11 protein-coding genes are annotated in these 14916 nt (G+C 56.0%); 10 read left to right on the top strand and 1 reads right to left on the bottom strand.

Going from position 1 to position 14916, the window contains the following annotated elements:
* Positions 1-95: 95 nt before the first annotated feature.
* Entirely contained in the window at positions 96-2618 is a 2523-nt protein-coding gene (locus LB462_RS04775; protein WP_224506214.1) for an EAL domain-containing protein, read from the bottom strand.
* Positions 2619-2891: 273 nt separating this feature from the next.
* Here LB462_RS04775 and LB462_RS04780 point away from each other — a divergent pair, with 273 nt between their 5' ends.
* The 10 genes from LB462_RS04780 to LB462_RS04825 all read left to right on the top strand — a co-directional run bounded on the left by LB462_RS04780 (position 2892) and on the right by LB462_RS04825 (position 14909).
* On the top strand, positions 2892-4541 hold the full coding sequence (locus LB462_RS04780; protein ID WP_224506215.1) for an ABC transporter ATP-binding protein: 1650 nt from the start codon (positions 2892-2894) through the stop codon (positions 4539-4541).
* A gap of 214 nt (positions 4542-4755) precedes the next feature.
* A complete protein-coding gene (locus LB462_RS04785; protein WP_224506216.1) occupies positions 4756-5253 on the top strand; it encodes a MarR family winged helix-turn-helix transcriptional regulator in 498 nt (165 codons plus the stop codon).
* Between the two features lies 1 nt (position 5254).
* Entirely contained in the window at positions 5255-5953 is a 699-nt protein-coding gene (locus LB462_RS04790) for an SDR family NAD(P)-dependent oxidoreductase (protein WP_224506217.1), read from the top strand.
* Positions 5954-7285 (top strand): NAD(P)/FAD-dependent oxidoreductase, encoded by a 1332-nt coding sequence (locus tag LB462_RS04795; protein ID WP_224506218.1) that lies wholly within the window; start codon positions 5954-5956, stop codon positions 7283-7285.
* Between the two features lie 107 nt (positions 7286-7392).
* The gene (locus LB462_RS04800; protein ID WP_224506219.1) at positions 7393-9069 is read left to right on the top strand and encodes a peptide ABC transporter substrate-binding protein; all 1677 of its coding nucleotides are present in this window, start codon (positions 7393-7395) and stop codon (positions 9067-9069) included.
* Between the two features lie 72 nt (positions 9070-9141).
* Positions 9142-10092, top strand: a complete 951-nt coding sequence (locus LB462_RS04805) for an ABC transporter permease (protein ID WP_112551378.1) — start codon at positions 9142-9144, stop codon at positions 10090-10092.
* 10 nt (positions 10093-10102) lie between these two features.
* Positions 10103-10990 (top strand): ABC transporter permease, encoded by an 888-nt coding sequence (locus LB462_RS04810; protein WP_224506220.1) that lies wholly within the window; start codon positions 10103-10105, stop codon positions 10988-10990.
* A 13-nt stretch (positions 10991-11003) separates the two neighbouring features.
* Entirely contained in the window at positions 11004-12326 is a 1323-nt protein-coding gene (locus tag LB462_RS04815) for an NAD(P)/FAD-dependent oxidoreductase (protein WP_224506221.1), read from the top strand.
* Positions 12327-12464: 138 nt separating this feature from the next.
* Positions 12465-13886: an MmgE/PrpD family protein gene (locus LB462_RS04820; protein ID WP_224506222.1), complete on the top strand. Its 1422-nt coding sequence runs from the start codon at positions 12465-12467 to the stop codon at positions 13884-13886.
* Between the two features lie 54 nt (positions 13887-13940).
* Entirely contained in the window at positions 13941-14909 is a 969-nt protein-coding gene (locus tag LB462_RS04825) for a tripartite tricarboxylate transporter substrate binding protein (protein WP_224506223.1), read from the top strand.
* Positions 14910-14916: the final 7 nt, after the last annotated feature.

Raw genomic sequence — 14916 nt, forward strand, 5'->3', positions numbered from 1 at the left:
ACCTTCGATTCCTGCACAAGAGTCGTCGATTCCGGGATGGTTTTGTCTACTGTAGATTGAAAATTACGTGTAGCTGGTTGTTTTGGTTGGTCGAGCTATCGGACTTCCACCTTTTCCAAACTCTGTAACAGGGCTTGAAGCGGTTGGGGACGATGAAACAGAAAGCCTTGACCATAGCCGATACCAAGCGACTTAAGAATGTCGACCGCCTGCAGATCCTCGATATGTTCGGCAATAACATCGACACCAAGTTCGCGCGCGATACCGTTAATGGAAGCAACAACCGCTTGATCGAGCCGGCTTTTGGACAATTTCTCGATAAATGCCCCGTCTATCTTGATACTGTCCACCTTGAAATGATGTAAGTATCCGAATGAACTGAGGCCGGTGCCAAAATCATCGAGACTTATACGGCATCCGGCTGCGCGTGCCTCCCTAACGAAGTGTTCTGCCGCCTCGTAATTATTGACGGCAGTCGTTTCCGTAATCTCGAATATCAAGCGAGACGGAGAAACTTTGGTTTTTTCAATCGTTGACTGTAAAAATGGCCAGAGTGTGGGATCGCTTATTGTATTCGCCGACAGATTTATTGCGAGCGACACATTCTTCATCTGCATCAATTTTGGGCCGTAGGTCTCGAGCGTGTGCTGGATAATCCAGCGGTCGACTATACCCATGAGGCCGAAGCGTTCCGCAGCGGGAATGAACTCGGCGGGCGCAATGATTTCCCCGTTTATTCCGGTCATCCTCGATAGTATTTCGATGCAGATGCTGTGGTCGTCTGTATTGGAGATTGCTCTGATTTCCTGGCCGTAAACTTGAAGTCTTCCTTCGGACAATGCTTCCAGAATTCCAGAGGCGGCCTGAATACTTGCAAGATTCTGTCGGGCCGCGCCAGTATTGATATTGTAGATGGCGCTGCGATTGCGGCCTTCCGCCTTTGCGGCGTAACAGGCAGCATCGGCGCGGGCGATTGCCTCGGCGAGGGTGACGCCCGGTTCATCGAGTGCCGCTATTCCAACGCTGGCGCCAATGTTCTGGATTTTCCCGTCCCAAGGCAGCTGAATGGTTCTGATCTCGCTTATCAAGCGCTCGGCGGCCTCTTCTGCCTCCTCAAATTTGTCGATCGGAAGGAGAACGGCGAATTCATCGCCTCCCAGCCGTCCAATGATGGCGGATTCGGGCAAAGCATTGTTCATGCTGGACGTTGCCATTTTCAGCAAAGCATCGCCGGCCGCATGACCAAGCGTATCATTGACCATCTTGAAGCGGTCGAGGTCTATGTAAAGCAGCACATGCGGAGCTCTGTCGCCGCTTTTTTCGATCAGCGCCGACACCGCCGATTCGAATGCCGTCCGGTTCAAAAGGCCCGTCAATGCATCATGGGTTGCCGCGTGGGAAAGCTCTCTTTGAAGGTTTCGAGCGCTCGTGACATCCTGGATCACCAGCACAGATCCGGTTATCGCGCCTGTCAGATCGAAGAGCGGGGAGGCGATATCCCTCAGAGAACGCCGTCCTCCATCCGACCGGACAAAGAGCGCGTTTTCAGCGCTCTCCACTGTCTGGCCAATTTGCATTGCACGGCTGGTCGTAGAGAGAAGCGTCGTGCCGGTTCCTTCATCGATGAGATTGAGTACATCTTCCAGTCGTGAACCGATGAGTTCCTGAGTATTAAGCAACAGTAATCGTTCCGCCGCTGGATTGGCAAACGTAATATTGTTCTCAACATCAGTAGTAAGAACCGCATCACCAATGGATTGGAGTGTAATGCGATAGAGGTCCTTTTCCCGGGCAAGCGCCTCTGCGTTCAGGACCTCTTCTGTTATGTCCCAGATGCTGCCCATCAACATGTCGGGCATCGTTTCGTGACGGACACGCCGCGCCAGAGCGAACACATGGCGGATTTGACCATCAGGTTTGATGATGCGGTAGCTCGTCTTCATGGGCTCGCCGGTCTCAAACGTGGATTCTATCTCACGCTCGGCTCTCGCAGCATCGTCCGGGTGCAAAAGATTGTGCCACGTGGCGCGGGGTACTTCATCGGGACCTGGGCCTATACCGAAGATCTCGCGCATGCGGCGATCCCATAAGACGATCTCGGTCTCGCTGTTGAAATGCCATAGCCCAACCTGGCCAGCGTCGAGCGCGAGTTGAATGCGCTCGTTCAGCAATGTCAGTTCCAGTTCGGCGTTCTTCTGATCGGTTATGTCCGTCTGGACGCCGATCATTCTCGATGGGTGACCATTTTTGTCCCATTCGACAACACGGCCTCGGTCGAGAACCCACACCCAGTGACCATCCTTGTGGCGCAGTCTGAACTCGGTCTCAATCTGCGATGTTTCGCCGGAAATATGCCGTTCACCGCTTTCGATGGCACGCTGTTTGTCATCAGGATGTATGAGTGCCAGCCAAAGATCGCTGCTATCGCCGAGCTCGTCTTCACGATAGCCCAGCATTTTCTTCCATGTAGCCGAATAATAGCACTGTCCGGTGGTAAGATTGGAATCCCAAACACCGAGGCCGGCGGATTCAAGCGCGAAGCTCCACCGGTTGGCCTCGGCATCGGCGGGCGTTAAGGAAGGTCTTGAGTGCAGGCGCATATTCCGAACGTCTGTCATGCCTGAAGCTAACATGAAAAGCAGAAAAATACAGTTAATGTCTTCGCAGGAATACGGCTCGAAGTGTTCGTCATTGGAGACAATTATCGGCTTCAGCTCCAATATTATAGCCAGTAAAAAGATGTATCCACCAATAATGGGATCTTCGCGATCCGTGGCCTAAGGCAAGTGTCTCAGGTTGAGCTGGCATCGAAATTGCTTGCTTGTCATTGCAGACATCGAATGGAAAGATGACTGAATTGATGTTTCAAAGCCGGAAGGATCGCTGGTGTTATGACAAGCGCAGTTGAAAAAGGAAGCACAGTCGTCAATGGAGATGCAATTCTTTCCGTTGAAAATCTGACGGTGGATCTGCCGCTGGGCATGGAGCGGCGCTACGCTGTGGAAGATATTTCTTTTGAACTGCGACCTGGCGAAATTCTCTGCATCATCGGCGAGTCTGGATCGGGAAAGTCCGTCACCGCAAACGCAATCATGGGCCTGCTGCCATCGTCCATTCGAGCAAGCAAAGGCGCGATCCGCTTCAAAGGCGTCAATATCCTTGAGGCCAAGGACGAATATGTGCGCGGATTGCGCGGGCGTGCTGTTTCGATCATCTTCCAGGATCCTCTCTCTGCGCTCAATCCCTTGATGACGGTCGGCGCGCAGATCGCCGAGGTCATGGAAGTGCACAATATCGGCACTCCCGAAACGCGGGCAAAAGCGGTGCTGGATCTGCTCGATGAGGTAGGTCTGCCAGACCCACTGCTTATGCAGCACCAATATCCTTTTCGGCTGTCCGGCGGACAGCGACAGCGTGTGATGATCGCGATCGCCCTGGCTCTTGGTCCTGATGTATTGATTGCCGATGAACCGACGACGGCACTCGATGTGACAACGCAGGCGCAGATCCTGGAATTGATCCGCAAGATTCAGCGCGACAAGCACATGAGCGTCATGTTCATCACGCACGACTTCGGTGTCGTGGCAGAGATTGCCGATCGTGTCGTCGTCATGGAAAAGGGCAAGATAGTCGAGCAGGGCAAAGCCGACGACGTGCTCAACCATCCATCGCATCCCTATACGCAGCGCCTTACAGCAGCTGTGCCGCGAATGCGCGACAAGGACAGAGCGAGCAATACAGAAACCCCGGTCGTGCTCGACGTGCAAAAGCTGAACAAAATCTATACGAGCGGCGGGAGCTTCTTTACGAAGGGCCGCACGGTGCATGCGGTCAATGACGTAAGTTTTACGATCCGCAAGGGCCGTACGCTCGGCGTCGTCGGAGAGTCCGGTTCTGGAAAGTCCTCTCTTGGGCGGGTGCTGCTCAAGCTGATGGATGCCGATGGCGGCAAGATATTGTTCAACGGTCAGGATATCGCACCGCTCGACGCCAAGGAATTCCGGTCGATGCGCCCCTATATCCAGATGATTTTCCAGGATCCCTTTGCGTCGCTCAATCCCCGCCACACCATCGGACAAATATTGGTCGTCGGACCGATGGCGCACGGTGTCAGCGCCGCAGATGCAAGGGCGAAGGCGGTGCAACTCCTTGAACTTGTTGGCTTGGATGAAGGCGCGTACGATCGCTACCCGCATGAGTTTTCAGGCGGGCAGAGACAACGCATCGGCATCGCCCGCGCCCTGATGTTCGATCCAGTGCTTCTGGTCGCAGATGAGGCGGTGTCGGCGCTTGATGTTTCTATCCAGGCTCAAATCCTGGAACTACTGACGAAAATTCAAAAACTCCTCCACGTGGCGATGATCTTCATCACCCATGATTTGCGCGTAGCCAGCCAGATCTGCGATGACATCGCAGTCATGTATCGCGGCGAGATCGTAGAATTCGGACCGCCCTCGCAAATCTTCCGCAGTCCGGCGCACGCGTATACTCAACGACTGGTCTCGGCAATTCCAGGCAGCCAGTGGGAACCCGCTGCCTGATTTTTGGGCTTGGAGTGCTTTTTTGATGCCCGTTTGGCTCGTCAAACGGGCAATTTCTTTGTTTGCTCGGTATTCCTGCAATCTCACATAAAAAAATAGTTGCATTTGTCCACTATTTGCCGAAGCATGCAAAATTGAAAGCTGCATAACAAATTCAGAAGCCTTGGAACCCCGGCGCAATGCATCGTATCGGGGGCGGAAGGAATTTGCCCGAATGCCGAAGATGATGTCGAAGCCGACCACGATTGAACATGTCAATCTCGACGTGCTCGAAGACACGTTGAGCTTCTACATCCGCACCATGAACATTGCGGTTTCCCGCGATCTTGATGCTCGTCTCGACGGATGCGACGTGGCGCGTGGAACCGGCAAGATTACAACGCTGCTGCTCGTGGATAGTCACCCGGGAATCCGCCCGTCCGTAATCGCGCAGATCATCATGAAAGACCGCTCGGCAATGGGACGTCTCATAGAGCAGATGATTGAACATGATCTTCTCAGGCGGCAAACCTCTGCCAGTGAACGGCGGGCGCAGGAGCTCTACGTTACTCCGAAAGGTGCTGAGCTTGCTGCCGTGATCCGGCCAATTGTCACGAAGCAGTCTAAGGATTTTTTCTCGTTCATTGCGGAAGAAGAGCAGGCTCAGGTGATGGATATCTTGCGCCGGGCATACCGGAAGATGGTCGGCATGACCGGGGAGAAACGTTGTTGATATGACGGAAGAACGTGTCGTCCTGATATCGGGGGCAAACAGAGGAATAGGGGAGGCGATTGCGCGCTTTCTTGGTGCTGCTGGATGGCGGTTGTCACTGGGCATGCGCAGCCCGCAATTGCCCGACTGGGCTGATCCGGATCGTGTCCAGGTCGTTGCCTACGATGCAAGCGATCCATCGGCAGAAGCCGCATGGACAGAACAGGCATTGGCGAGGTTCGGCCGTATCGACGCGATCATCGCCAATGCCGGCATCATGATCCCGAAAAACGTGATTGAGGCTGATGATGCTGATCTCGATGCCATGCTTGCAATCAATGTGAAGGCGCCGCGCCGGCTCGCGGCCGCGACTTGGGACGCGCTTGGCAAAAGCGGGCGAGGACGCGTTATCATCCTTGGCTCGCTGTCCGGCAAGCGTGTGAAATCTTCGACCGCCAGCCTCTATTCAATCTCCAAGTTTGCGGCCGTGGCTCTGGCTCATGGCATTCGCCATACGGGTTGGGACCTCGGTATACGCGCAACCGCTCTTTGTCCCGGATTTGTCGCAACGGACATGGCGCGAGCTCTTACCAACCGTGCTGACAATCTCCTGACCGATCCCGACGACATCGCCCGTATCACGGCAATGCTTCTCGATCTTCCGAATGAGGCGAGCGTCGCCGAATTCACCATCAACTGCCAGTTAGAGGAATCCTATTAAATGCCCGGTCCCTATGTCGTGCGCGTGCACGGCGATGAAAATCTGCCTGAAAAAGTCGATGTGGTTGTCATCGGCGGCGGCATTATCGGAACGTCCACGGCGCTGGAACTTGCCGAGCGCGGTCATAAGGTTGCTTTGTGTGAAAAAGGAGGCATCGGTCAGGAACAGTCGAGCCGCAATTGGGGCTGGGTGCGCATCTCCCGCCGTGACCCGCGCGAAGTACCGCTCATGGCCGAGGCGCTGCGCATCTGGTCAGGCTTCGACAAAAGGCTCGGCCGTGACACAGGTTACAAACGCGCCGGCATCATATTCGCCTGCCCCGACGATAAGTCCTACGACGAGCATGAACGTTGGGGCCACAATCTCGAGGGCTATCAGCTGCCGAGCAGAATGGTGAGTGGCAAGGAACTCGAAGACCTTTTGCCGGGCGGTAGCATGAAACTCAAGGGCGCTTTGTACACGCCCGCTGATGGTCGCGCCGAACCGCAAAAGGCCGCGCCCGCAGTTGCTGAAGCCGCGCGCGACAAAGGCGCGGCAATCCTGACGGAATGTGCCGTGCGAGGCATCGAGACGACCGGCGGCAAGGTTTCGGGTGTTGTCACCGAGCGCGGACGCATCGCCTGCGACGCTGTCGTACTGGCGGGCGGCGCCTGGTCCAATCTCTTCTGCGGGCTTTACGGGATCGACCTGCCGCAGCTGAAGGTGATGAATACCGTCATGCGCACGAAGCCGCTGGAAGGCGGTCCGGAATCGGCGCTTTGGTCCAAGGATTTTGCCATACGGAAACGCCAGGATGGCGGTTATACGATTGCCTCCGGCCACGAAAACATTGTCGACATCGTGCCGAAATCTTTTCGCTATGCATTCAAATTCCTTCCGGCGCTCAAGATGGAATGGGGTTCGCTGTCGTTTCGCTTCGGTGGCCGTTTCTTCGACGAGGCGCGGCTCCCGACGCACTGGAAAATGGATGAGGCCAGCCCTTTCGAATACAATCGCGTGCTGGATCCGAAGCCTTCATTGGACATGTCCAACAAGGCTTTCAACAATCTGAAGGCGGCCTTTCCGGTCTTCAACAAGGCGGAGATTGCACAGCGTTGGGCGGGCTACATCGATGTTACGCCGGATGCAATTCCTGTGATTTCCGCAGTGGATGAGATACCGGGCTTTCACATCGCCACCGGGTTTTCGGGCCATGGTTTTGGCATTGGTCCGGCGGCAGGTCGACTGATGGCCGATATCGTGACCGGCTGCGCGCCGGTCGTCGATCCCACAGATTTTCGTTTTTCCCGCTTCAGCGATGGATCGAAGGTGCGGCCACTCAGTGGTTTCTAAGATCGGCGCGGTTGAGGAGCCACGCCGTAATGAGAATGCTCTGCCGACTGGCAGATAGAATGCAAACAGGAACATTGAACACAAACCAATAAAGAAGGGAAACGACAATGTCTGATAAGCATCGAAATGCAATTCTCCACCCCAACCGGCGTCAGGCACTCGCCATGATGGGCATGGTTGGTGCAACCGGCCTGGTCATGCCGGGGATCCTTGGAAGAGATAAAGCCTATGCCGCTCCGCCCTCAGCACCCAAGGGACAGGTGATCATCGGCTTCTCGCAGGAACCTACAGTATTCAATCCGCATATGCTGCATATCGAGGTCGATGAGGGTATCCATTTCAGCGTCTTCGATCCGCTATTCAACGTCGACCCGGAAGGGAAGTTTACGCCCGCCCTGGCGGTTGAAGTTCCGACAGTCGAGAATGGTGGCATCTCCGCCGACGGCCTCAACTGGAAGGTGAAACTCCGCGACGGCGTGAAGTGGCATGACGGCAAGCCCTTCACCGCCGACGATGTAAAATTCACGCTCGATCTCGTCGTCGACAAGGATTTCCGTAGCGCGCGGCGCGCCGGCCACGACCAGGTACGTGACATCAAGGTTGTTTCGCCAACAGAAATCACTTGGCGAATGGAAAAGCCTTACGCGCCTTATGCTTCCATCCTAGCGGCGACGTTTATCGTGCCGAAACACATCCTGGAGCCGGAAAAGGACAGGAACACCGCACTGTTCAACAACGCACCTGTTGGTACAGGACCATTCAAGTGGGTCGAACGCGTCGCAGGCGATCACATCGAGCTTGCGGCCAACACGGATTATTATGGCGACGGTCCTTATCTCGAACGGGTCATATACAAATATATTCCAGATCTCACCGTCCTCTACACTCAGTTCAAGACGGGCGATATTGATGTGACCGGCCTGCAATGGATCACGCCGGATCACTACGACGAGGCGAAAGCGCTGGAAGGCAAGGAGGTTCAGGTCGTTCCAGGCGCCACTGTGGAATCGGTCACGTTCAACATGGAGAAGCCACAGTTCAAGGATCCTGCCGTGCGTCAGGCGCTTTATTACGCGCTGGACAAGACCACTATCATCGATGCGCTCTACTATGGCTTGCCGGCTCCAACCGAAACCTACATGCCGCAGCAATCCTTCTACTTCAATACAGACTTGCCGAAGCACGAGTTTGATATCGAGAAGGCCAAAAAGCTCCTCGACGATGCCGGTTGGAAGCCGGGTGAGGACGGTATTCGCGCCAAGGATGGCGTGCGTCTCTCGTTCACCAATTCGACGACGGCTGGCAACCATATCCGCGAACAGGTCCAGCAGTTCATGCAGCAGTCCTTCAAGGATATCGGCGTCGAGATGACCATCTCAAATCTGCCGCCTGCGGTCATGTGGGGTGAATACTGGATGCAATCGAAATTCGATTCCGTGGTCGTCGGTATTAATTTCCTTACCGGAGCAGATCCAGATTCGTCGGATTATTTCCTTTCGACATCCATCAACGCCAAGGGTGGTGCAGGCCAGAACACCTCGCAATATTCCAGTCCGGAAGTCGACAAGCTGCTTGGTGAAGGCGGGCGCGTCTTCGTTCCAGAAGAACGCAAGAAGGCCTACCTCAAGATCCAGGAGATCATTCGCAATGATCTGCCTCTTTTGCCGATCTTCCAGTACGCCACGGTCCGAGGCCGCAAGAAGGGCATGACCGGTTTTGCGCCAAACGTGAACAATCGGATCGACTCCTGGAACGTCGGGACCTGGTACTGGGAGCAGGCATAGGATCTGCAGGGCCAGGGCGGCGACGCTGCCTGGCCCTGTCCTGCCTTCGAACCGCTATCGGAGATCGACGCAATGACACGCTACATATTGAACAGGCTCGGACAAAGCCTTGTGCTGCTCGTACTGGTATCCATGATCGGCTTCGCCGTACTGAATCTGGCACCGGGAGGTCCGTTGTCGCAATTTGCGCTGACGCCTGGCATGACGCAGGCAGACCTTGATCGAATCTCTGCGCAAATGGGCCTCGATCGGCCACTGGTCGTGCAATATGCGGACTGGTTCTGGCGCCTGTTACGCGGAGACTGGGGCAGGTCGTTCAGAGACAGCCGCCCTGTTCTTGATGTCATTGGTGGTCACTTCGGCGCTACTTTGCTGCTCATGGGCACAGCAACGGTGATTTCGGTCACTATCGGGACCTGGGTCGGTATCAAGGGAGCGACCAAGCGCTATTCCATTTTTGACTACGCGGCGACAGTCGGCGCCATGGTTGCACTGTCCATCCCGACGTTCTGGTTCGGTCTCGTCGCGATCTACATTTTCTCATTGAAGCTCGGTTGGCTGCCGGCGGGCAATATGTATACGATCGGCAACGGCTCCTTTCTGGATTATGCCATTCATCTGATCATGCCAGCCATGGTTCTGGCCTTGGTCGACGTGGCGGTATGGAGCCGCTACATGCGCACCGCGACGCTCGATGTGATCAATCAGGATTTCGTCCGTACGGCACGCGCCAAAGGCATGACGCCGCGGCGCGTATTGATGAAGCATGTCGTCGGCAACGCTCTGCTGCCGATGATAACCTTGGCGGGATTACAAGTTCCAACGCTCCTCGGCGGAGCGCTCGTCACAGAGACGGTTTTTACCTGGCCGGGCATGGGACGCCTTTTCCTCGATAGCCTCGGCTATCAGGATTACCCGGTGGTGATGGGGCTGCTGATGTTCTCGGCGATTCTCGTTCTTCTGAGCAACCTTGCGGCAGACTTGCTTACGGCATTCGTCGATCCGCGCATTCGGCTGACATAGGGAGATCGCGATGTCTGTTTCCTCAACACCCATCAATCGCCCCATAAAATCCGGCTGGTGGAACAGCCGGACCTTCCGGCGGTTCGTTCGGCACCGGCTCGCGGCACTTGGTGTCGTGATGGTGATCCTGTTGACGCTGGTCTGCGTCATCGGGCCATATCTCCTCCCATACAATGATCTTTATATCGATCTTCGCGCGCGCTTTTCTCCACCGCTTACCGGCTATCATTTTCTCGGCACGGACCCGCTGGGTCGTGACATTGCTGCGCGCCTTCTGATGGCGGGCAGGATCTCGATGCTTGTCGGTTTTGCCGCAATGATCCTGAGCACAATGATTGGCGCAACGATCGGTGTCGTCGCAGGATACTACGGTGGGCGGATCGGCACCGTCCTGATGCGGTTCGTTGATGCGGTCCTGTCTTTTCCCAGCATCTTTCTGCTTTTGGCGCTGGCTGCTTTCATCAAACCCAGTCCTATCATGATCACCGTGATCATCGCGATCACCAGCTGGATGGAAGTTGCCCGCATCGTCGAGGCGGAAGTGCGCTCGCTGCGTGAGCGCGATTTTATCATGGCCGCACGGATGCTTGGCCTCAGCAATCGGTGGATCATGTTTCGCGAGTTGCTGCCGAATGCGATGGGACCGATCATCGTCGCCGCTACGCTGACCGTAGCCAGAGCCATACTTCTTGAAGCCTATGTGAGTTTCCTCGGCTATGGCATTCAGCCGCCGCTTCCGAGCTGGGGCAATATGCTCAATGGAGCGCAGCAATATCTGCAGTCCGCTCCTTGGCTGGCCATCATCCCGGGTGTGGCGATAACGCTCGCGGTCACCAGTTTCAATTTCATCGGCGATGGCCTCCGCGACGCGCTCGATGCCCGCAGCGACTTGAACTAGGGGAAGACGGATAGTGCCGAAATTCTCTCCCTTCGAAGCGACGCTCTGGTATGCGACGGCGGCACCTGCGCCGGAGACATCGAAGTTGGGGGGCACAATCAAGGCTGATGTTTGCATCGTCGGCGGGGGTTACACGGGCTTGACGACCGCGCTGCAACTTGCGCGTTCGGGTGTGAAGGTTGTGCTCCTTGAGGCACAGGAGATCGGGTTTGGCGGCTCTGGCCGGAATGCGGGACACTGTACCCCGACGTTCACGCATTATAGCTTGCCGGAACTTCGCAAGATGCTGGGCGAGCCTTGGGCCGAACGGTTGATACAGCGTCAAACTCGCGCGAATGATCGCGTGGCGGATATGATCTCGCGTTATGGCATCGACTGCGAATGGCAGCAAAATGGCTACGTGATGGGCGCGCATACGCCGAGTGCCATGACAACCATCGAAGAAAAGGCGCGGGACTATAACACCGTGGGTGCGAAGACTCGCGTGCTCGACAAACGCGAGGTCGAAGCAGTCACTGGCAGCCCGCGGTTCCATGGCGGCTGGTTTCATTCCGAAGCCGGGCATCTCAATGCACTTGGATATGCACGTGGACTGGCACGCGCCGTGATCTCGGAAGGCGGTGCGATTTATACACATTCGGCTGTGGCAAAGGTTGAGCGCGAGGGTGGAGGATGGGCGGTTAAAACGCCCGGAGGCCGCGTCATTGCAGACAAGGTTATCTTTGGTACCGGCGCCTATACGGTCGATGGCTGGCCAGGCTTGGACAACACATTCAAGATTCAGCGGGTGTTCGTGGCCGCGACACAGCCCCTGAGTGAAGATACACGTAGAACCATCCTACCCCAGAACACGACCATCCACGATGGGCGCGGCGACATTTTCGTCTACAAATACAACGCCGAAGGCCGCATTGTTGCGTCGATGTTCCCGATGGGGCGACGGGGTAGGGACATGCCCTATACCAAGCAGGTGATGGCTGACCGGCTCAAATGGCTTCATCCACAAATCGATCAAGACATCCGCTGGGACTATTTCTGGTTTGGCGAACTCGATATGCAATACCGCACCATTCCGCGCCTCTACGATCTGGCTCCGGGTGTCGTCGCGCTGACCGGACTGTCCGGGCGCGGCGTGCCGACCGGGAGCATGCTAGGCGGCATTTTGTCGGAATGGGCCCTGGGTGTGCCTGACAGGGATTTGGCGCTCAAGCTTGAGCCGCTGACGGCGGCGCCGTTTTACATGAATTTTGGACCGCAACTGACGCTACGCTATTACCGCGTCAGGGATTGGCTCACCGCGAAGCGGGACCGCGCCGCACTGCCACCGCACGCCTGACGCAGGCCGCATCGGCATTCGGCCGGGCTTAATTGTCGACAATTTACAATGATTGTTGACAATTTACATTCTACATCCTAGTTTTCTGACGGCGCAATATCTCGCCAAACTTTGCATATTCATCAGGAGACAAGACGCGTGAATTTATCTTCCGACATCACGGCACAGGCCATACGTTTTATCGAACGCACGACCTATGAGGACCTGCCGGAAGAAGCGCTTGTCGTCGGCCGCCGCTGCATGGTTGACACCGTTGGCCTCTATCTCGCCGGCAGTCGAGAAGCATCGGTGCGCATTCTTATCGAAGACGCCCTTGCTCAGGGAGGGCGCGAAGATGCGCCTTTGCCGGGCAACGGATCGGCGAGGGTGCCTGCATCACTGGCCGCTCGCGTTTGGGGGACTGCCGGGCATGCTCACGATTGGGACGATACACAGGTCTCCCGTGATCCGGCTCATATCTATGGTCTGCTGACCCACCCCTCCGTTCCACCCCTTACCGCTGCGCTGATCATTGCCAGTGAAAAAGGCAATGTGGATGGTCGGGACCTCATGCTCGCCTTCCAGCTCGGATTTGAAGTCGAGTGCAAGATTGCCGAGTGGATGAAGCCGCGTCACTATCGCCGCGGACATCATACGAGCGGTACAGTCGGCACCTTTGGCGCGGCAGTTGCCGCTGCCAAGCTTCTAGGATTGGCCGGAGACAAGCTCGCCCACGCACTCGGATTGGCGGCAAGTTTTGCCGCCGGTATCCGTGTGAATTTTGGCACCATGACCAAGCCGCTCCATGTCGGACGTGCGTGCGAAAATGGTGTCACTGCAGCACGTCTCGCTGCAGCTGGTTTCGAAGCGGATCCGGCCGCACTCGACGGCCCCTGGGGCTTCTTTTCCGTCATGGGCGAGGGCTTTGATGAGGACAAAACCGTGGCCGGTTTCGGCGCTCCTTTGACCATTATCGAACCCGGCGTCAGCATCAAGCCATACCCGTCGGGTATTCTCACCCATCAATCAATGGACGCGATGCTGAAGCTGGTCCTGGATCACGATCTGAAACCACAAGAGGTCGAACGCATCCGCTTCTTTGCCGGCAAAAATATCATCGAGCCTATTCGCTATCCAATAGCGCAAAATCATCTCCAGGCTAAATTTTCGATGCCCGCTTTGCTCGCGATGATCGTGTTGTGCCGCCGCGCCAGTCACCATGAGTTCGAGGACGCGTTTGTAGCCGGAGACGCCATGCAGGACCTGCAAGCGCGTACGGATGTCATCAACGATCTTGAGATCGATGCGCTCGGTTATGACAAGATCCGCTCGCGTATCGAGGTGATCACCAAGGACGGGCGTACCTTGATACAATGGGCCGATGAGCGCTACCGCGGCGGGCCTTCCAACCCGATCAGCGATGCTGGACTTGAGGATAAGTTTCGCATGTGCGCGGAGGGCGTCATTGACACCCCTTGCCAGGATGAACTGCTGGAACTGGTGCAGAGTATCGATAAAGGTGCTGATGTCGGAAGACTTGTTACACTCGTCAGCGGCGAACGGGAACTCGTTACTGAATGACTTGAAGAGAGGGAAGCCGTTCTGAAGAAACGGTACTTGAAAGGGAGAGAGACAATGAATTTCATGAAATCGATCGGCGTGGCGGCGCTCGGCCTTGCCACTGCCGCTATCTTATCCAGCGCAGCGGCTAAGGCTGACCCGCTGCCCTATCCTAATAAAGTTGTGACGCTGGTGACCCATTCCAGCCCCGGCGGCGGTAGTGACGTATTCCTGCGCGAAATGACGAAGTACCTGGGCAAGTATATCGGCGCTACCTTCATCGTGGAAAACGTCCAGGGCGGCAGCGGCGCGAAGGCCATGGCACGCGTTGCGACAGCGCCAGCCGATGGTAGCGTGTTCTACGCGACGACACCGACTTACATTTATACTTCGCTGATGAGCAAACCGCAGAATACATACAAGGACATGGATCCGCTGGTGAACATTTTCGCCGATAGCGAGGTGATCTATACGCGGACTGATGGGCCTTTCAAGTCGCTGAAAGACGTCATCGACCATGCAAAGAAGGAACGCGGGCGTTGGGGCGCGGCCAATCCCGCATCGCTGGAACGTCAGGCGGCCGAGCAACTGAAGAAGGCAGCAGGCGTCACACCTGCAATCGTTACCCACGAGGGCGGCGGCGACATGATGCTGAATGTTCTCAATGGCACGCTCGATATCGGTATTGGCGAGATCCAGGAATTGCGCTCGCAGCTCGATGCCGGCAAAATCACTTTGCTTGCCACCTTCAATCCTGAACGCATTACCGAGAAGCCGGATGTGCCGACTGTGAAGGAATCGGGGTTTGACGTCAGTCTTGTCAAATTCCGCGGCCTCGCCGGTCCCAAAGGTATTCCGGAGGCCACGACTGCAATCTGGGACGAAGCTGTGAAGAAGCTGCTTGAAGATCCGGATTACAAGAAGGCATATACCGAAGAAGTGCTCGTCCCTCAGTTTATCGCGCACAAGGACTATCCGGCTTTCATAGATAATTTTGGATCGACAACTGAGGCGTTCCTGAAGTCGACAGGCGCCATCAAATAATGACGCC

The sequence above is a fragment of the Phyllobacterium chamaecytisi genome, from assembly GCF_020164455.1.
In the GTDB taxonomy this organism is placed as follows: domain Bacteria; phylum Pseudomonadota; class Alphaproteobacteria; order Rhizobiales; family Rhizobiaceae; genus Phyllobacterium; species Phyllobacterium chamaecytisi.